Source organism: Dokdonella koreensis DS-123 (assembly GCF_001632775.1).
Classification (GTDB): domain Bacteria; phylum Pseudomonadota; class Gammaproteobacteria; order Xanthomonadales; family Rhodanobacteraceae; genus Dokdonella; species Dokdonella koreensis.
Genome location: NZ_CP015249.1, coordinates 1652903 through 1671266, shown reverse-complemented (window position 1 = coordinate 1671266; position 18364 = coordinate 1652903). Strand labels below are relative to the sequence as shown.

Below are 18364 nucleotides of genomic sequence, written 5' to 3'. Positions count from 1 at the left end.
GGTGGCCGGGCATCGCCTAGAGCAGCACGCGCCGCAGGTCGGCCATGACCTGGCCGAGATAGGCCGTGAAGCGTGCGGCCGAGGCGCCGTCGATCACGCGGTGGTCGTAGCTCAGCGACAGCGGCAGCAGCAGGCGCGGCTGGAACGCCTTGCCGTCCCAGACCGGCCGGGTCTGCGTCTTGGAGACGCCGAGGATCGCCACTTCCGGCGCATTGATGATCGGCGTGAACGCGGTGCCGCCGATGCCGCCGAGGCTGGAGATCGAGAAGCAGCCGCCGGACATGTCGGCCGGCCCGAGCTTGCCCTCGCGCGCCTTCCGGGCCAGCTCGCCGGTCTCCACGGCGATGTCGAGCACGCCCTTCTGGTCGGCGTCGCGCAGCACCGGCACCACCAGGCCGTTCGGCGTATCGGCCGCGAAGCCGACGTGGAAGTACTTCTTGAGGATCAGGCTGTCGCCGGCGGGATCGAGCGAGGCGTTGAAGTCGGGGAACTTCTTCAGCGCCGCCACCACCGCCTTGATCAGGAAGGCCAGCATGGTGACCTTGACGCCGGCCTTTTCGTTTTCCTTGTTGAGCGCCACGCGCAGCGCTTCGAGGTCGGTGACGTCGGCGTCGTCGTGCTGGGTGACGTGCGGGATCATCGCCCAGTTGCGCGCCAGGTTGGCGCCGGAGATCTTCTTGATCTTCGACAGCGGCCGGTGCTCGATCGGACCGAACTTGCTGAAATCGACCTGCGGCCACGGCAACAGGTTCAGGCCGCCGCCGGCCGGCGCCGGAGCCGCCGGGCCGCTGCCGGCCAGTGCCTTCTTGACGAAGGCCTGCACGTCCTCGCGCGCGATGCGGCCGTTGCGCGCGGTGCCCGTCACGCGGCGCAGGTCCACGCCGAGCTCGCGCGCGAACAGGCGGACCGCCGGACTGGCGTGCGGCACCTTCTCCGGCAGCACGGTATCGGCGCCGAACGCGATCGGCGGCGTGCGCGGCCCGGAAACCTCCGGATCGATGTCGGGCGCCAGCGCGGCGGTCTGCAGCTCGCTCAGCTCGGCCGGCCGGCGCGTGTCGATCACCGCCTTCTCGGGCTTGCCGGCGTCCGCCGCCGGTGCGGCCTTCGATGCCGGCGCCGCGGCGGCCGGCGCCGCCGGCGCAACAGCGGGCGCCGCCTCCGCCGCCGGTGTCGCAGCCGCGGCGGCCGCTTCGATGATCGCGACCACCGAGCCCTCGCTGACCGTGTCGCCGATCTTCACCGTGATCGCCTTGACCACGCCCTCGGCCGACGAAGGCACTTCCATCGTCGCCTTGTCCGACTCCAGCGTCACCAGCCCCTGGTCCTTGCGCACGCTGTCGCCCGGCTTGACCAGCAGCTCGATGACGGGGATGTCGGTGTAGTTGCCGATGTCGGGGACTTTGACTTCTTGGCTGGCCATCAAAACTGCTCCGGAAGATCGCCGGCGCGGACGCGTTCGGCGGTGCACGATCCGGCTATTGTGGCGCCGAAGGGCGGCCCCGCCAACCGCGAGCCGTCCGTCCCGGGTCCGGAGCCACTGGACGCGAGCCGGGAAGCACCGCAGCGGCCTGCCATGACGTCCGGCCAATGCCGCGGTGCGATAGAGCGGTTATGGTCACCGCCTGCGTCCATCCAGGAGACCTCCCGCATGCTGGCGATCCGCGATCTATCCAAGACCTACGCCAACGGCGTCCAGGCGCTCAAGAATGTCTCGTTGGACATCCCCAACGGCATGTTCGGCCTGCTCGGCCCCAACGGTGCCGGCAAGTCGACCCTGATGCGGACGATCGCCACGCTGCAGGACGCCGACAGCGGCAGCGTCACCCTGGACGAACTGGACGTGCTGGCCAACAAGGACGAGGCCCGGCGGCGGCTGGGCTACCTGCCGCAGGAGTTCGGCGTCTACCCGAAGGTCCGCGCCGAGGACATGCTCGACCATTTCGCGATCCTCAAGGGCGTGGTCGACCGCAAGCAGCGCAAGGAGGTCGTGCAGGGCCTGCTCAAGCAGGTCAACCTCTGGGACGCCCGTGCACGCAAGCTCGGCGGCTTCTCCGGCGGCATGCGCCAGCGCTTCGGCATCGCCCAGGCGCTGATCGGCCAGCCCAGCCTCATCATCGTCGACGAGCCGACCGCCGGCCTCGACCCGGAGGAGCGCAACCGCTTCCTCAACCTGCTCGCCGAGATCGGCGAGAAGGTCGTCGTGATCCTCTCCACCCACATCGTCGAGGACGTGACCGACCTGTGCCCGCGCATGGCGATCATCGCCAGCGGCCAGGTCCGCCTGGCCGGCCAGCCGCACGAGACGATCCGTTCGCTCGACGGCCGGGTCTGGCGCAAGACCGTGCGCAAGCAGGAACTCGAAGCGATCCAGGCGGCGCACACCGTGCTGTCCACGCGCCTGGTCGGCGGTCAGCCGGTGATCCACGTGCTGAGCGACAGCTACCCCGGCGACGGCTTCGAGGCCGTCGCGCCGGACCTGGAAGACGTCTACTTCGGCGAGCTGCGCCGCCAGGCCGCGCCCGTCGCGGCCGCGGCCTGAGGACCGGCTGATGCTGAGGCACCTCCTGCAGTTCGAACGCCGCCTGCTGCTCGGCAGCGGCCTGTTCTGGATCGTCGCCCTGGTCTACGGCGCGATCGGCTTCGCGACGATGGCGTCGGACAACGTCAGCTTCGGCGGCGGCGTCGGCAACGTGCTGCGCAACGCGCCGGCCGTGGTCGTCACCGTGCTCGGCTCGTTCAGCGTGATCAGCGTGCTGCTGGCCACGATCTTCGTCGCCGGCATCGCGCTGCGCGATTTCGAGCAGGGCACGGCCGAGCTGTTCTTCGTCACGCCGATGAAGCGGCGCGACTACCTGCTCGGCCGCTTCGGCGGCGGCCTGCTGGCCTCGGTCGGCATCATGGTCACGCTGGCACTGGGCCTGTGGGTCGGGACGCTGATGCCGTGGCTGGACGCGGCCCGGCTGGGCCCCACGCCGTGGAGCGCGTACCTGTGGTCGTTCGTGGTGCTGGTGATACCGAACCTGCTGTTCGTCTCGGCGCTGATGTTCCTGCTGGCGACCGCGACCCGGTCGATGCTCTACACGTACCTGGGCGTGATCGCGTTCTTCGTGCTGTGGCAGATGTCGGACTTCCTGACGCGCGACCTCGACTCGCGCTGGATCGCGGCACTGGTCGACCCCTCGGGCAGCAACGCGATCTACGACCACATGCGCTACTGGTCCAGCGCCGAGCTCAATTCGAAGCTGCCCGACCTGACCGGCCTGCTGCTGGCCAACCGCGCGCTGTGGCTGGTCGTCACCGCGCTGATGCTGGCCGCTGCGTTCGTGCTGTTCCGTTCCGATCGCGAAGGGCTGGTCCTGCGCCGCCGCAAGGCGGTCGACACCGCCCCGGCCGCCAGCGCCGCCGTGGCGGTCGCGCTGCCGCAGGTGGTGCTGCGGACCGACCGCGCGGCGCAGTGGAAGCAGTACCTCCACCAGGCCGCATTCGACCTGCGCGGTGCGCTCACCGGCGCGCCGTTCCTGGTGATGCTGCTGCTCGGCCTGCTGCTGACGTTCAGCGTGCTCAAGTTCAGCGGCATGATGTACGGCACCGAGGTCTATCCGGTCACGCGCCAGATGCTGACCACGATCAGCGGCAGCCTCAACCTGTTCCTGATCATCATCGTGACGTTCTACGCCGGCGAGCTGATCTGGCGCGAACGCACGATGCGCGTCTCCGAGGCGACCGACGCGTTCCCCGTGCCCAACTGGGTGCCGCTGGCCGGCAAGCTGACCGCCCTGCTCGGCATCGTCGTGGTGTTCTTCGCCGCCGGCAGCCTGTTCACGATGGGCTACCAGGTCGCCCAGGGCTATACCCAGCTCGAGCCGCTGCTGTATCTCAAGGGCCTGCTGCTCGAAGCGCTGCCGTTCGTGCTGATGGCGGTGCTGGCGGTGTTCCTGCAAGTGGTCAGCGGCAACAAGTTCCTTGGCTACCTGCTGATGATCGTCTACCTCGTCGGCCGCACCGCGCTGGCGATGAACGACTTCGACCACCTGCTCTACCGGTACGGCGGCGCCTCGCCCACGCCGTATTCGGACATGAACGGCTATGGCCACTTCATCGGCCCGCACCTGTGGTTCCGCGCCTACTGGGGCGCCTTCGCGCTGGCGCTGCTGGCACTGGCCGCGGCGTTCTGGCCGCGCGGCACCTCGCTGGCCTGGAAGGACCGGGTCCGCGAGGCGCGGGCACGGCTGCGGCACGGCCCGGGCCGCTTCGTGCTGGCCGCGGGCCTGGCGGCCTTCGTCGCGCTCGGCGGCTGGATCTTCTACAACACCAACGTCCTCAACGACTACGTGCCCGGCGACCTGGCCGAGCAGCGCCAGGCCGACTACGAAAAGACCTACCGCCAGTACAAGGACATGGCCAAGCCGCGGATCACGGCGATCCGGTCGGACGTGGACATCTACCCCGACGCACGCAAGGTCGCGATCCGCGGCCACTACACCCTGGTCAACAAGACCGCCGAGACGATCAGCGAGCTGCACGTGACGCTGGACCCGCGCGTGGAGGTCAAGCGGCTGGACTTCGGGCCGCACAGCGTCGTCAAGGCCGATACCGTGCACGGCTACACCATCTACCGGCTGGACACGCCGCTGCCGCCCGGTGCGTCGATGGACTTCGCGTTCGAACTGGCCAGCGAGCCGCACGGCTTCCCGCTCAACGGCGGCGACACGCAGGTGGTCGACAACGGCACGTTCTTCAACAACATGGCACTGCCGCAGTTCGGCTACGCCGAGGGCCGCCAGCTCACCGACCGCAACGACCGGCGCAAGTACGGCCTGCCGGACCTGCCGCGCATGCCCAAGATCGACGACGAGGCCGCCCGCGCCAACACCTACATCAGCGACAGCGCCGACTGGGTCGACTTCGAGACGATCGTCTCGACCGCCGGCGACCAGATCGCGCTGGCGCCGGGCTACCTGCAGCGCGAATGGACCGAGGGCGGCCGCCGCTTCTTCCACTACAAGTCCGAGGCCAAGCTGCTGCCGTTCTTCTCGTGGCTGTCGGCACGCTGGCAGGTCAAGCGCGACGCCTGGAACGGCATCCCGATCGAGATCTACTACGACGCCAAGCATCCCTACAACGTCGATCGCATGATCGAGTCGACGAAGAAGTCGCTCGAGTACTTCACGCGCAACTTCTCGCCGTACCAGTTCCGCCAGTTCCGGATCCTGGAGTTCCCGGGCTACGCCAGCTTCGCCCAGGCCTTCGCCGGGACGATCCCGTACTCCGAGTCGATCGGCTTCATCGCCGACCTGCGCGACAAGGAGGACATCGACTACGTGTTCTACGTGACCGCCCACGAGGCTGCACACCAGTGGTGGGCGCACCAGGTGATCGGGGCCAACGTCCAGGGCGCGACGATGCTGTCCGAATCGCTGGCCCAGTACTCCGCCCTGATGGTCATGGAGCACGAGTACGGCCCGCAGAAGATGCGCAAGTTCCTCAAGTACGAGCTGGACCGGTACCTGATGAGCCGCGCCACCGAGCGCGTCGAGGAACTGCCGCTGGCCCTGAACGAGAACCAGGACTACATCCACTACCGCAAGGGCTCGGTGGTGTTCTACGCGCTGCGCGACATGATCGGCGAGGACACCCTCAACGCGGTGCTGGCGCGCTTCCTGAAGGACAAGGGCTTCCAGCAGCCGCCGTACACGACCACGCGCGAGTTCCTGGCCTACCTGCGCGAGGGTACCGACCCGAAGTTCCACCCGTTCATCGAGAACCTGTTCGAGAAGATCACCTTCTGGGACAACCGGGCGGTCGAGGCGAATGCGGTCAAGCGCGAGGACGGCAAGTACACCGTCACGCTCAAGCTGCATTCGGCGATGCTGCAGACCGACGGCAAGGGCGCCGAGACCGAGGCCACGCTCGACCAATGGGTCGACATCGGCGTGTTCGCCCGCCCGCCGGGCGGCAAGGAGTCGGACGAGACCGTGCTGTACCTGCAGAAGCACCACGTCACCGAGAAGGAAACCACGCTGGAGCTGGTCGTCGACGGCGAACCGTTCGAGGCCGGCATCGACCCGTACAACAAGCTGGTCGACCGCAGCTCCGAGGACAACCGCAAGCGGGTGTCGATCAAGTAGCGCCGTCCCGACCCGCCGGCCGCAGCGGCTGAATCGCCGTTGCGGCCGGCTCCGGTCACGACATTCCACCGCAACCGACGCTCGGCTACGATGCGCAGGTCCCTCCTGCGGGTGTGCCCATGTCCTCCCTGGCCGTCGTCGTCCCTGCCTATAACGAGAGCGAGGGTCTCAACACCTTCCACCAGCGCCTGGCCGCGACGTTCGACACGCTCGACCTCGACTGCTCGGTGCTCTATGTCGACGACGGCAGCCGCGACGACACCTGGCAGGTGATGGAGGCGCTGCGCGCGCGCGACCCGCGCGTCGCCACGCTGCGGCTGTCGCGCAACTTCGGCAAGGAGCTGGCGCTGACCGCCGGGCTCGACCACGTCGACGCCGATGCGGTGGTGGTCATCGACGCGGACCTGCAGGATCCGCCCGAGCTGATCGGGACCTTCATCGAGCACTGGCGCGAAGGCTACGACGTGGTCTACGGCACCCGTGCCTCGCGCGCCGGGGAGACCGGCTTCAAGAAGCTCACGTCCTCGGCGTTCTACCGCGTCATGGACCGCCTCAGCCAGACGCCGATCCCGCGCGACACCGGCGATTTCCGCCTGCTTTCCCGGCGCGCCCTGGCGGCCCTCGGCCAGGTGCGCGAGCGCCAGCGCTTCATGAAGGGGCTGTTCACCTGGGTCGGCTATCGCCAGAAGGCGGTGGTCTACGACCGCGATCCGCGCTTCGCCGGCGAAAGCAAGTGGAACTACTGGCGCCTGTGGAACTTCGCGCTCGACGGCATCACATCGTTCTCGAGCGCACCGCTGAAGATCGCCACCTATTTCGGCTTCGCGGTGGCGCTGGTGGCCTTCGTCTTCGGCGCCTGGGTGCTGTTGAAGGCGATCCTCTACGGCGACCCGGTCCAGGGCTATCCGTCGCTGATGGTGGTGATCCTGTTCCTCGGCGGCGTCCAGCTGATGGCGCTCGGCGTGCTCGGCGAATACATCGGCAGGCTCTACGTCGAGGCCAAGCAGCGCCCGCTGTATTTCATCGACGTCTGGCATCCTCCGCACGAGGCCGAGGACGGCACCGCGACGCGCAGTAGTAGACTGTCACCCGACCCAGTACACGCGAGGGAGGTCCCATGATCCTGGTCAGGCAGCTTCTCAACGACAAGGGCAACGCGATCTACTCGGTCGCGCCGGATGCCCCGGTGCTGGCGGCGATCCGCACGATGGCCGAGCACAACGTCGGCGCCCTGCTGGTGCTGCGCGACGGCGTCATCGTCGGCATGGTTTCCGAGCGCGACTACACGCGCAAGATCATCCTCAAGGGTCGCTCGTCGGCCGATACGCCGGTCTCGGACATCATGTCGTCCCCGGTGATCACCGTATCCTCGGCCGACAGCGTCGGCCACTGCATGCACGTGTGCACGCGCAGCCACGTGCGCCACCTGCCGGTGATCGACGACGGCGAGATCGTCGGCGTGCTGTCGATCGGCGACCTGGTCAAGGCGGTCATCAGCGAGCAGGCCGAGGAAATCGAGCAGCTGCAGCGCTACATCGCCGGCTGACGCCGCTGCCCGGGCTCAGCGCGGCGCGGCCGCCTGCGCCGGTATCGCCGTGGAGCGGCTGCGCGTATAGGTATAGACGGTCGCCGGCGGCACGTTGATCCAGGCCATCGTCCCGCGTCGCGCGTGCAGCCCCAGCTCGCCGAGCAGCTCGCGCGAGACCGGGCTGACCGGCCCGTAGGTGAACTGGATGAAGCGGCCGTGCGGGGCCAGCACCGAGAACGCGGCGTTCAGGATGTCGCGCTGCATGCCGCGGGACATCGACAGCAGGCCCAGGCCGCTGACCACGGCATCGGCCGGGCCTTCTTCGAGGAAATGCTCGCCGGCCGCCAGTTCCGTGAGCCGGCGGGCATCGCCGCGGACCACGTGGACGCCGGGAAAGCGGTGCTGGAGCAGCCGGTGCAGGGGCTCGTTGAGTTCGACCACCAGCAGGTCCGACGCGCGGATGCCGTGGTCGAGCAGGGCGCGGGTGAACACGCCGGTCCCGCCGCCCAGCTCGACGATGCGCCGGGCGCCCGGCGGCAGCTGGGAAACCATCGCACGTGCGAGCTGCTTGCCCGATGGCGAAAACGCCGCCATCGAAAGCGGGTTCTTCAACCATTGCCGAAAGAACGTCCAGGCCACGGGCGACTCGGCGGCCGCGGTGGCGTTCTTGCGGCGGAAGTGGCTCATTCGCGATTCCGGTGGCTGGGAGGCGGCATCATACCGCCGCGGCTCATACCGGTTGCAAGCGGCATAAAAAGAAGGCCCCGCGATGATCAGGGGAAATCATCGCGGGGCCGAACGCCGGGCGGCATGAAGGGGAGGAGCCACGCCGGCGTTGAACCGGAAAACCTGGAAGGACCGGGCCGGATCAGCGGTCGTAGTAGCGCGCGCGGCGCCCGTAGTCCCGATCGCGGTAGTAGCGGTCGTCCGAATAGCGGCGGCCGCCACGATCGTCGTCGTAGTACACCGTGCGGTGCACCACGCGGCGCACGACCGGACGGTCGCGGTAGACCACGCCGTAGCTCGGGTAGTAGCCGCCGTAGTACGGGTCGTCGTACCGGTACGGGCCGCCGTAGTGGCGCCCGCCGTAATAGCGCGGATAGGCGTTGACGTACCCGCCCCAGTAGCCGCCGCGGTGGCCGTCCACGTAGCTGAGGCCGATACCGGGCAGGCCGATGCTGACGCCCCACCCGCCGTGGTGGCCGTGGCCGTGGCCGTGGTGATGGCGGCCACCCGCCTGGGCAGCCGGCGCCGCCAGCAGCAGGGCGGCCAGGACGAGGGCTGCCATGCCGAATGACGCGCGCTTGGATACCTGCACAGCCATGAATCTGTCTCCACATTCGCTATCCGAACGGCCGCATGCTGGGGCCGAGGCGCTGAATGCGGACTGAGCATCGGCGTTCAGGAAAACCGCTGTAAAGCGGCTGCGCAGCGTCGTTTCCCAGGCCCCGCGCTAGCCCGCGTGACGCAGCTCGAAGCACTGGTGGATGCGCGGGTTGCGTGCGAAATCGAACGGGATCGTCGCGGCGGTGATGTCCCGGATCGCCAGGCCGGGAAGCGCCTCGGCGTCGAGCCGGAAGCGCCGGTTGTTGTTCGAGAACACGATCAGGCCGTCCGGCGCCAGCCGCTGCCGGCACAGCTCCAGCAGGCGGACGTGGTCGCGCTGGACGTCGAAGTCATCGGCGCGCTTGGAGTTGGAGAAGGTGGGCGGGTCGACGAAGACCAGGTCGTAGTGGCCGCGGTCGTGCGCCAGCCATTGCATCGAATCGGCCTGCAGCAGGCGATGCGACGGGCCGCCGATGCCGTTCAGCGCGAAATTGCGGGCGGCCCAGTCCAGGTAGGTGGCCGACAGGTCCACGCTGGTGGTCGCGGCGGCACCGCCGCCCGCGGCGTGGACGCTGGCCGACGCGGTGTAGCAGAACAGGTTGAGCACGCTCCGTCCGCGTGCCTCGGCCTGGATGCGCAGGCGCACCGGGCGGTGATCGAGGAACAGGCCGGTGTCGAGGTAGTCGTGCAGGTTGACCAGGAACTTCAACCCGCCCTCCTCCACCACCAGGAACTCGCCGCGCGCGTCGTGACGGCCGTACTGGCTTCCGCCCTTGGCGCGGTAGCGGGTCTTGGTCGCGATGCGCTCGCGCGGGATGTCCAGCGCGCGTCCGGCGCCGCGCACCAGGTCGGCCAGGCGCGTGCGCGCCACCGCCTCCGGGATCTCGCGCGGCGGCGCGTACTCCTGCACGTGCAGGTAGGCCTGCGCGGCGGTCGCCGGCTGGCCTTCCGGCTGGCCGACGTAGACGTCGATCGCCGCCGCGTACTCGGGCAGGTCGGCGTCGTAGACGCGCCAGCAGTGCACGGCCTCGCGCTCCAGACGCTTGCGCAGGTGGCGCGCCGTCTTGGTCACGCGATTGGCGACCGCCTCGGCGCCGGGACCCAGCGGCTTGTCCGGCTGGGCGCGCGGCGCCGCCTCGCCGCCGAGCCCGAACACGAACAGGCGGCATTCCAGCGCCCCGTTGAACAGCACGTAGCGCTTGTCGGCACGCAGGCCGATGGCGTGGGCCAGGCCGTCGTCGGAGGTGATCACCGCCAGGCGCCAGCCGTCGAATCCGGCCAGCGCATGGGCGCCCAGGGTCCGATAGACCGGCACCAGCGCCTCGTGCTGGCCGATGCGTTCACCGTACGGCGGATTGCAGATGATCAGCCCCGGCGCATCGCCGCCTTCCGGGCGCTCCAGGTGGGCGACGTCGCGGCGGGCCAGGTGCACGAAGCCGGCCACGCCGGCCTGCTGGGCGTTGCGCTTGGCTTCCTCGAGCACCCGCGCATCCTGGTCGTAGCCGAAGAACACCGCCGGCAACGCCGACAAGCCGGCGTGCGCGCGGGTCTCCGCCTCGGTCTTCAAGCGTGCCCAGGTTTCGGCGTCGTGGCCGCGCCAGCCGAGGAAACCGAAGTAGCTGCGCCGGAGGCCGGGCGCGGCGTCGGCCGCCATCCATGCCGCCTCGATCAGCAAGGTGCCCGAGCCGCACATCGGATCGACCAGCGCGCCGCCGGCGGCGAAGATCGCCGGCCAGCCCGCGCGCAGCAGCAGCGCACAGGCGAGGTTCTCCTTGAGAGGTGCCTCGCCCTGGCCGACGCGATAGCCGCGCCGATGCAGCGGCGTGCCCGACAGGTCCAGCGACAGCGTCGCCCGGTCCTTGCGCAGCAGCAGGTTCAGGCGGATCGACGGCTCGCGCGTGTCGACGCCCGGACGCGCACCTTCGCGATCACGGAACTGGTCGACCACCGCGTCCTTGACGCGCTGCGCCAGGTAGCGCGTGTGCCGGAGCGCATCGGTTCCGCCATGCGCATCGACCGCCAGCGTGGCGTCCACGGCCAGGTGCTCGGACCAGTCGATCGCGGCCACGCCGTCGTAGAGCGCGTCCTCCGTCGCCGCGCCGAACTCGGCCAGCGGCATCAGCACGCGGCTGGCCAGGCGCGACCACAGGCAGGCGCGGTAGCCGGTCTCGAGCGGCCCCTGGAAATGCACGCCGGCCAGGCCCTCGCGCACGGCCTCGGCGCCGAGCGCGACCAGTTCGTCGCGCAACAGGTACTCCAGGCCTTTCGGGCAGGTCGCGAAGAAGCGGCGCATGCTCAACCGAGCGTCCGCAGCAGGCGGTCGAACGCATCGGCGCAGTAGTCCACGTGCGCGCCGAGCCGGTGGTCGTCCGCGACCAGGTGCAGCGTGTCGCCGCGGCCGCGCGCGAACGCGATGGCGTCCTCCACCGGGCACAACTCGTCCTGCCAGGCGTGCACCAGCACGGTCGGGATCGGCGCCGCCGCGAACGGGTGCGGATAGTCCGGGATCGCCACCGGCAGCGCCATCAGGAACAGGGCCTCGGCCGGGCGCCGGCACGAGGCGAAGCCGGAAACGAACGCGCCCATGCTCGAACCGGCGAACACGATGCGCCCGGAAGCCGGCGCGTGGTCCAGCGCGCGCGCGATGCGATCGTCGATCGCCAGCGGATCGCGCGTGGCGTCGATGTCGCGGTAGTCGGGCCGGACGCTGCCCCAGCCGTGCGCAGCGGCCACCTCGGCCAGGGCCGACACCTTGCTGGCCTGCGGGCCGCTGTCGAGCCCATGGGAAAGAATGACCGTGCCTTTCATCGCTGCCGCCGCGTGCAAAGTCGGGCATGCTAACACCCGTTGCGTCCCCACCCGGATACCGGCCGCCATGTCCGTCCCGCCCATCGAAGACTGGCTGCTGCCGTACACCGCCCGGCTGGCCCCGCGCCCGGACGATGCCGTCGACCTGGTGGTGATCCACTGCACCGAGCTGCCGGACATGGCGATGGCGCGGGCGTTCGGCGAGCAGGTCCGCTACCCGGCCAGCGGCACCGGCAACAGCGGCCACTACTACCTCGACCGCGACGGCCGCTGCTGGCGCTTCGTGGAAGCGGCGCGCATCGCGCATCACGTCTCCGGCTGGAACGAGCGGTCGGTCGGCATCGAGCTGGTCAACCGCGGCCGCTACCCGCACTGGACCGACTCGCGCCACCAGCGCTTCGAGGAGCCCTACCCGCCGGCGCAGATCCAGGCGCTGACCGGCCTGCTGCGCCAGCTCGCCGCGGCGCTGCCGAGCCTGCGCTGGATCGCCGGCCACGAGGACCTGGACCGCCGGCTGGAACCGGCCAGCGACGATCCGGCGATCCTGCTGCCGCGCCGCCGCGATCCCGGACCGCTGTTTCCGTGGGATGCCGTGCTGCCGGCGATCCCGCTCGAACGCTGGCACGGCGACGGCGCGCCGCTGCCGTAGGTGCGCACCGCTATACTCCGGCCCTTCGCCCGCTGCCGTACCGCCCATGAGCCATACCGTCGTCGCCGAACTCGTCGAGCTGCTCCAGCTGGAACGGCTGGAAGACAACCTGTTCCGCGGCCAGAGCCGCGACATCGGCACGCGCTGCGTGTTCGGCGGCCAGGTGCTCGGCCAGGCCCTGTCGGCCGCCCAGCAGACGGTGGCGGCGGACCGCGCCGCGCATTCGCTGCACGCCTACTTCCTGCGGCCCGGCGACATGGAGGCACCGATCGTCTACAACGTGGAACGCACCCGCGACGGCCAGAGCTTCTCGGTGCGGCGGGTGGTCGCGATCCAGCACGGCCAGCCGATCCTCAACGGCACGGTGTCGTTCCACATCGCCGAGGACGGCGTCGAGCACCAGGCGTCGATGCCCGACGTGCCCGGCCCGGAAGACCTGGAGCCGCCGCCCCTGCCCTCGCCGGAGGAGTTCGAGAAAGCGCCGGCCAAGGTCCAGCGCTGGCTGGCGCGCCGGGGCCCGTTCGAGTTCCGCCCGGTCTATCCGCGCAGCGACCTGCATCCGCCCCGGCGCCCGCCGTACCAGCCGGTGTGGTTCCGCCTGGTGGGACCGGTGGCCGACCACGCCGTCCTGCACCGCACGCTGCTGGCGTACGCGTCGGACTTCCACCTGATCGGCACCACGCTGTTCCCGCACGGCGTCTCCTACCTCCAGCCCAACGTGACGGTCGCCAGCCTCGACCACGCGCTGTGGTTCCACCGGCCGTTCCGGGTCGACGAGTGGCTGCTCTACTCGTGCGACAGCCCCACCGCGCAGAGCGCGCGCGGCCTGGCGCGCGGCCAGGTCTTCTCGCGTGACGGGCGGCTGGTCGCCTCGACGGCGCAGGAAGGCCTGATCCGGATGCAGGACTGAGCGTCGATGCGCCAGATCTATACCTCGCCCCGGGCCGAGAACGTCGAGCGTGTCGTCGCGCTGATGCAGCAGCACGGCATCGAGACCACCACGGTCAACCGCAGCGGCTGGCGCGGCGGCAGCTGGAAGCGCTTCAGCTACAGCGCGGGCGGCCGCGACCGCGACGACTGGCCGCAGGTCTGGGTGGTCCGCGCCGACGACCAGGTCCGGGCGCGTCAGGTCCTGCGCGATTCGGGCCTGGAGCCGGCGATCCGGTTCGCCGACGAGCTGGCCGCCTCGCGCGGCACCATCGAGCCCGGCCGCCACGGCGCCGTGTCCAAGCGCATGAAGCTGGTGCTGCTGGGCCTGATCGCCGGTGTCGTGGTGCTGATCGTGCTGAACCGCCTGGCGAGCTGAACGCCCGCTGCGGATGCCCCCGCGGCGGCGCCCGCCGATGGATAGAATCGGCGCATGCGCTCGGATGTCGTCCGCCTGTTCCAGACCCTTCCGCACCGCTGCGGCTACTACGAGGCCCGCAGCGCGCAGAACCTCGTGATCGACCCGAGCGTGCCGCAGCTGCCGCAGCTGTACGACTTGGCGCTGAGCCGCGGCTACCGGCGCGCCGGCGGCCACGTCTACTTTCCGCACTGCACCGGCTGCCGCGCCTGCGTCGCCTGCCGCATCCCGGTCGACCGCTTCACGCCCGACCGCGGCCAGCGCCGCTGCATCCGCCGCAACGCCGACCTGGAAGCCGACGTCCAGCCGGCCGGCTACAGCGACGAGCGCTTCGCGCTGTACCAGGACTACCTGCGCTCGCGCCACCTCAACGGCGGCATGGACGATGCGACGCCCGAGGACTTCGCGCGCTTCCTCTACACCGACTGGAGCCCGACGCGCTTCGTCGAGTGGCGCCTGCGCGGCCGCCTGGTCGCGGTCGCCGTCACCGACTTCTGCACCACCGGCCTGTCGGCGGTCTATACCTATTTCGACCCGGCCGAGCAGGACCGCGGGCTGGGCACGTTCGCGATCACCGAGCAGGTGCGGATCGCGCGCGAACGCGGCCTGCCGCACCTGTACCTGGGCTTCTGGATCAACGGCCACCCGAAGATGGACTACAAGCGCCGCTACCGCCCGCTCGAACTGCTGCGCTCGGGGCGCTGGGTCGCCGACGAGAGCCGCGCCGCCGTCACGCCACCGTGACGGACAGCCGCGCCGCGGCCGCGACCGCCTTGGCGCGCGCCGCCTCGATCGTGTCGGCCCGGGCCAGCGTGACCGCCATGCGCCGCCGGCCCTTGACCTCGGGCTTGCCGAACAGCCGCAGCGCCGTGTCGGCCTCGGCCAGCGCATCGGCCACGCCGGCATAGCGGATCGTCCGCCCGTCGCCCTCGGCCAGCACGGCGCACGAGGCCGACGGCCCGGCCGCGCGGATCGCCGGGATCGGCAAGCCGAGGATCGCACGCGCATGCAGCGCGAACTCCGACAGGTCCTGCGAGATCAGCGTCACCAGGCCGGTGTCGTGCGGCCGCGGGCTGACCTCCGAGAAGATCACCGCGTCGCCGCGGACGAAGAACTCCACGCCGAACACGCCACGGCCGCCCAGCGCGGCGGTGACCGCCTGTGCCTGGCGCTCGGCCTCGGCCAGCGCCACCGCGCTCATCGGCTGCGGCTGCCAGGACTCGCGATAGTCGCCGTCCTCCTGGCGATGGCCGATCGGCGCACAGAACGCGGTCCCGCCGACGTGGCGCACCGTCAGCAGCGTGATCTCGTAGTCGAACGCGACGAAGCCTTCGACGATGCAGCGCCCGCGGCCGGCACGGCCGCCCGATTGCGCGTAGGCCCAGGCCGCCTCCGCCTCGTCCGCGCTGCGGACGATGCTCTGCCCCTTGCCCGACGAGCTCATGACCGGCTTGATGACGAACGGGAGGCCGATCTCGGCGACGGCCGCGCGGTACTCATCGACCGTATCGACGAAGCGGTACGGCGAGGTCGGCAGCCCCAGTTCCTCCGCGGCCAGCCGGCGGATACCCTCGCGATCCATCGTCAGCCAGGCCGCGCGCGCGGTCGGCACCACGGTGAACCCCTCGCGCTCCAGCTCGATCAGGGTCGGCGTGTGGATTGCCTCGATCTCGGGCACGATCAGGTCGGGCTGCTCCTGCTCGACCAGGCGGCGGATCGCAGCGCCGTCGAGCATGTCCACGACGTGGCTGCGGTGGGCCACCTGCATCGCCGGCGCGTCGGCGTAGCGATCGACCGCGATCACCTCCACGGCGAAGCGCTGCAGCTCGATCGCGACCTCCTTGCCGAGCTCGCCCGAGCCGAGCAGCATCGCACGGATCGCAGTGCCGGTATGCGGCGTGCCGAACGGTTTCATCGCGGGTCTCCTGGAAGCGGACGGCGATTGTAGCGGCCGATGCCGCACCGCAGCGCCTGCGCGGCGCTGCGCGCGGCAAGCCAGGGTGTACACGGCAACGGCGCGCCGCCTATCCTGCGACGATGAGCCGCTACGCCATCCCCTCCGCCGACTGCACGGTCGACCTGATCGCGCGGGAATGCCGGCGCAACGGCGTATTGCAGCCGCTCTCGCCCAAGGTCTTCGACGGCCTGGCCTACCTGATCACCCACCGCGAACGCGCGATCGGACGCGACGAGCTGATCGCGGCGGTGTGGGGCAAGGCGGACGTCAGCGACGACCTGCTCGGCCAGCTGGTGGTCAAGATCCGCCGCACGGTCGGCGACTCCGGCGGCGAACAGGCCCTGGTCCGGACCATTCCGGGATTCGGCTACCGCTGGGTCGGCGCGATCGAGCCGCTGTCCGCCGATGCGCCACCGCTCGCGGCTTCTGCACCGGCACCGGCATCAACGCCGGCATCGACGCCGGAGCCGTCCTCCGCGCCGGCCCTGCCGTCGCCCGTCGTGTCGCCACGCCGCCACCTGCGCCTGGCCGCGGCCGGCCTGCTGCTGGCGATCGCGGGCGTGGCCGCGGTTGCGGTGTGGAAACCGGGCGCTCCCGGACCTGTACGCGACGCGGCGCCGGCCGCCTCCGCACCGCAGCCGCTGCCGACCGCCGATGCCCTGGCGGTGGTGCTGCCGGTGGCGGTGAACGCCGACGGCGACTGGGACTGGCTGCGCCTGGGCATGATGGACCTGATCGCCGGCAAGCTGCGCCGCGGCGGCCTGCGCGTGGTGTCCAGCGACGCGGTGGTATCGCTCAGCCGCATCCGGCCAGACGACCTGCCGCAAGCAGCCCACCTGGCCACCGGCGCGCAACTGGTCTTCACTCCGGAAGCCGAACGCCAGGGCGGCGCCTGGAACGTGCGCCTGACGGTCAGTGCGGCAGACGGCCGCCGGCTGTTCCAGGCCGCGGCCGGCGACGGCGACGTGACGACGGCCGCCTACCAGGCCGTGCAGCAGGCGCTGGTCCGGCTCGGGCGCGGCCCGATCGCCGACGCGGTGGATCCCGCATCGGGCATGCCGGTGCACGAGCGCCTGTCGCGGATCGAGTCGGCGATGCTGGCCGACGACCTGGCGACGGCGCAGCGCCTGATCGACGCGACGCCGCCGGCGCTGATGGAATCGCCGGAAATCCGCCTGCGGCTGGCCGACATCGACGAGCGCCTCGGCCGCTACGGCGAGGCGCACCAACGCCTGGAACGCCTGGCTGCCGAAGTCCCGGCCGAACGCGACCCGGTGCTGCGCGCGCAGATCCTCTACCGGTACGGCATCGTCGCGGTGCGTCTGGACCACCCCGACGAGGCGCTGCAGCACTTCGCGGAGGGCCTGCCGCTGCTGGACGGCCGCAACCAGCCGGGCATCACCGGCAAGCTGCTGGCCGGCCGCGGCATCGCCCATGCGCTGCAGGGCAAGTACGACCAGACCGAGGCCGACTTCTCCAAGGCCCGCGTGGCCTACGAGCTGGCCGGCGACCTGTTCTCGCTGGCGGCGCTGGAATCGAACGTCGGCAACCTCGAGATCCTGCGCCACCGGCCGGCCAATGCCTTGAGTGCGCTCGACCAGGCGATCGGCCGCATGCAGTCGATCCGCACCTTCAACGGCCTGCCGCAGGCCTACGCCGCCAAGGTCCAGGCCCAGTTGCTGCTGCTGTCGCCGGCCGATGCGCTCGCCACCGCCGAGGAGTTCGCGGTGCGCTACCCCGATGCCCCGGACGTACCGGCACGGATCGGCCTGGACATGATCACCGCCTACGCGCTGGCCGCCAACGGCAAGATGGACCGGGCCCAGGCCTTGCTCGGGCGCCTGGAAGCCGACCCGCGCGTGCTCGCCAGCGGCGACCTGCAGGGGCGGGTGCAGACGATGCAGGCGCAGATGCAGCGGGAAACCGGGGACCCGGCCCGGGCCGTGCGCCTGGCGCAGGCCGCACTGGCGCGTTTCACGCAGGCCGACGACAGCGGGCCGCGCAGCAATGCCTGGCAGGAGCACGTGGACGCATTGCTGGCGCTCGGCCGGATCGAGGAGGCCCGGGTCGAGGCGGAGGCCTTCGCCGACTGGGCCGATGCCGGCGGCGACGACCGTGCCCGGATCAAGGCCTGGCTGGTGCTGGCCCAGGCCGCCGATGCCGCCGGGCAGGCCGAAAGCGCCGCGTCCTGGTTCGACAAGGCTTTGCAGCTGGCCCTGCAGCTGGGGGTGCCCGCCTATACCGCGGAAGCGGCCCTCACCTATGCCAATGCCCTGCTCGACCACGACCGCACCGGCCCGGCCACCGAGATCGCCAGTCGCGTCTTTCCCTGGGCCGACCGCGATTTCGACTGCGCGCTGCTGAAACTGCGGCTCTACCACCGCCTCGCGCAGGCCGACGGCTGGCGCAAGGCGCTGATCCAGGCCCAGGCACTGGCCGGCGAACGCCCGATTCCCTCGCCGCTGGCGGTTTCGCCCGATGCCGTGAAGCCGCCCGCGCCCCGCTGAAGCGGCGTCCCCGCATCCGGCGGCGGTGTCCGCGGCACGCGCAACTGTCCGCCGCCGCTGGCTTTTCATGCAGCCGTCATGCGTCGCTCATGCCGCGTTCTTGCAACGGCCATGCA

Annotated in this window: 15 protein-coding genes; 9 read left to right on the top strand and 6 right to left on the bottom strand. The window is 70.6% G+C overall.

Going from position 1 to position 18364, the window contains the following annotated elements; genetic code table 11:
- Positions 1-16 precede the first annotated feature (16 nt).
- Positions 17-1420: a dihydrolipoyllysine-residue acetyltransferase gene (locus I596_RS06595; protein WP_067645684.1), complete on the bottom strand. Its 1404-nt coding sequence runs from the start codon at positions 1418-1420 to the stop codon at positions 17-19.
- A gap of 228 nt (positions 1421-1648) precedes the next feature.
- Between I596_RS06595 and I596_RS06590 the strand changes: the two genes are divergently transcribed.
- The 4 genes from I596_RS06590 (at position 1649) to I596_RS06575 (ending at position 7674) form a co-directional block, all read left to right on the top strand.
- Positions 1649-2539, top strand: a complete 891-nt coding sequence (locus I596_RS06590; protein WP_067645683.1) for an ABC transporter ATP-binding protein — start codon at positions 1649-1651, stop codon at positions 2537-2539.
- Between the two features lie 10 nt (positions 2540-2549).
- A complete protein-coding gene (locus tag I596_RS06585) occupies positions 2550-6128 on the top strand; it encodes an ABC transporter permease/M1 family aminopeptidase (RefSeq protein ID WP_067645682.1) in 3579 nt (1192 codons plus the stop codon).
- Positions 6129-6247: 119 nt separating this feature from the next.
- On the top strand, positions 6248-7249 hold the full coding sequence (locus tag I596_RS06580; protein WP_067645681.1) for a glycosyltransferase family 2 protein: 1002 nt from the start codon (positions 6248-6250) through the stop codon (positions 7247-7249).
- On the top strand, positions 7246-7674 hold the full coding sequence (locus I596_RS06575) for a CBS domain-containing protein (protein ID WP_067645680.1): 429 nt from the start codon (positions 7246-7248) through the stop codon (positions 7672-7674). Before I596_RS06580 ends, I596_RS06575 begins: the two co-directional genes overlap by 4 nt.
- A gap of 15 nt (positions 7675-7689) precedes the next feature.
- On the opposite strand, the gene I596_RS06570 is transcribed toward I596_RS06575, so the two are convergent.
- The 4 genes from I596_RS06570 to I596_RS06555 all read right to left on the bottom strand — a co-directional run bounded on the left by I596_RS06570 (position 7690) and on the right by I596_RS06555 (position 11790).
- Positions 7690-8343: a class I SAM-dependent methyltransferase gene (locus I596_RS06570; RefSeq protein ID WP_067645679.1), complete on the bottom strand. Its 654-nt coding sequence runs from the start codon at positions 8341-8343 to the stop codon at positions 7690-7692.
- Between the two features lie 181 nt (positions 8344-8524).
- Entirely contained in the window at positions 8525-8980 is a 456-nt protein-coding gene (locus I596_RS06565; RefSeq protein WP_150132053.1) for a hypothetical protein, read from the bottom strand.
- Positions 8981-9109: 129 nt separating this feature from the next.
- Positions 9110-11275, bottom strand: a complete 2166-nt coding sequence (gene rlmKL / locus I596_RS06560; protein WP_067645677.1) for a bifunctional 23S rRNA (guanine(2069)-N(7))-methyltransferase RlmK/23S rRNA (guanine(2445)-N(2))-methyltransferase RlmL — start codon at positions 11273-11275, stop codon at positions 9110-9112.
- A 2-nt stretch (positions 11276-11277) separates the two neighbouring features.
- The gene (locus tag I596_RS06555) at positions 11278-11790 is read right to left on the bottom strand and encodes an alpha/beta hydrolase (RefSeq protein ID WP_067645675.1); all 513 of its coding nucleotides are present in this window, start codon (positions 11788-11790) and stop codon (positions 11278-11280) included.
- A gap of 67 nt (positions 11791-11857) precedes the next feature.
- On the opposite strand from I596_RS06555, the gene I596_RS06550 reads away from it, so the two are divergent.
- The 4 genes from I596_RS06550 to I596_RS06535 are packed head-to-tail and all read left to right on the top strand — an operon-like array spanning position 11858 to position 14528.
- On the top strand, positions 11858-12439 hold the full coding sequence (locus I596_RS06550) for an N-acetylmuramoyl-L-alanine amidase (protein WP_067645667.1): 582 nt from the start codon (positions 11858-11860) through the stop codon (positions 12437-12439).
- Between the two features lie 46 nt (positions 12440-12485).
- Complete coding sequence (locus tag I596_RS06545) at positions 12486-13349, top strand: acyl-CoA thioesterase (protein WP_067645665.1); 864 nt, start codon at positions 12486-12488, stop codon at positions 13347-13349.
- Positions 13350-13355: 6 nt separating this feature from the next.
- On the top strand, positions 13356-13745 hold the full coding sequence (locus I596_RS06540; RefSeq protein WP_067645662.1) for a hypothetical protein: 390 nt from the start codon (positions 13356-13358) through the stop codon (positions 13743-13745).
- Between the two features lie 54 nt (positions 13746-13799).
- Positions 13800-14528: an arginyltransferase gene (locus tag I596_RS06535; RefSeq protein WP_067645656.1), complete on the top strand. Its 729-nt coding sequence runs from the start codon at positions 13800-13802 to the stop codon at positions 14526-14528.
- On the opposite strand, the gene purT is transcribed toward I596_RS06535, so the two are convergent.
- Positions 14515-15699, bottom strand: a complete 1185-nt coding sequence (gene purT, locus I596_RS06530) for a formate-dependent phosphoribosylglycinamide formyltransferase (RefSeq protein WP_067645655.1) — start codon at positions 15697-15699, stop codon at positions 14515-14517. The genes I596_RS06535 and purT overlap by 14 nt on opposite strands.
- 122 nt (positions 15700-15821) lie before the next feature.
- On the opposite strand from purT, the gene I596_RS06525 reads away from it, so the two are divergent.
- Positions 15822-18248: a winged helix-turn-helix domain-containing protein gene (locus tag I596_RS06525; RefSeq protein WP_067645654.1), complete on the top strand. Its 2427-nt coding sequence runs from the start codon at positions 15822-15824 to the stop codon at positions 18246-18248.
- Positions 18249-18364: the final 116 nt, after the last annotated feature.

Excerpts from the sequence above, each read along its gene's own strand:
- I596_RS06595 (WP_067645684.1), bottom strand. The coding sequence starts at position 1,420 with ATGGCCAGCCAAGAAGTCAAAGTCCCCGACATCGGCAACTACACCGAC.
- I596_RS06590 (WP_067645683.1), top strand. The coding sequence starts at position 1,649 with ATGCTGGCGATCCGCGATCTATCCAAGACCTACGCCAACGGCGTCCAG.
- I596_RS06585 (WP_067645682.1), top strand. The coding sequence starts at position 2,550 with ATGCTGAGGCACCTCCTGCAGTTCGAACGCCGCCTGCTGCTCGGCAGC.
- I596_RS06580 (WP_067645681.1), top strand. The coding sequence starts at position 6,248 with ATGTCCTCCCTGGCCGTCGTCGTCCCTGCCTATAACGAGAGCGAGGGT.
- I596_RS06575 (WP_067645680.1), top strand. The coding sequence starts at position 7,246 with ATGATCCTGGTCAGGCAGCTTCTCAACGACAAGGGCAACGCGATCTAC.
- I596_RS06570 (WP_067645679.1), bottom strand. The coding sequence starts at position 8,343 with ATGAGCCACTTCCGCCGCAAGAACGCCACCGCGGCCGCCGAGTCGCCC.
- I596_RS06565 (WP_150132053.1), bottom strand. The coding sequence starts at position 8,980 with ATGGCTGTGCAGGTATCCAAGCGCGCGTCATTCGGCATGGCAGCCCTC.
- rlmKL (WP_067645677.1), bottom strand. The coding sequence starts at position 11,275 with ATGCGCCGCTTCTTCGCGACCTGCCCGAAAGGCCTGGAGTACCTGTTG.
- I596_RS06555 (WP_067645675.1), bottom strand. The coding sequence starts at position 11,790 with ATGAAAGGCACGGTCATTCTTTCCCATGGGCTCGACAGCGGCCCGCAG.
- I596_RS06550 (WP_067645667.1), top strand. The coding sequence starts at position 11,858 with ATGTCCGTCCCGCCCATCGAAGACTGGCTGCTGCCGTACACCGCCCGG.
- I596_RS06545 (WP_067645665.1), top strand. The coding sequence starts at position 12,486 with ATGAGCCATACCGTCGTCGCCGAACTCGTCGAGCTGCTCCAGCTGGAA.
- I596_RS06540 (WP_067645662.1), top strand. The coding sequence starts at position 13,356 with ATGCGCCAGATCTATACCTCGCCCCGGGCCGAGAACGTCGAGCGTGTC.
- I596_RS06535 (WP_067645656.1), top strand. The coding sequence starts at position 13,800 with ATGCGCTCGGATGTCGTCCGCCTGTTCCAGACCCTTCCGCACCGCTGC.
- purT (WP_067645655.1), bottom strand. The coding sequence starts at position 15,699 with ATGAAACCGTTCGGCACGCCGCATACCGGCACTGCGATCCGTGCGATG.
- I596_RS06525 (WP_067645654.1), top strand. The coding sequence starts at position 15,822 with ATGAGCCGCTACGCCATCCCCTCCGCCGACTGCACGGTCGACCTGATC.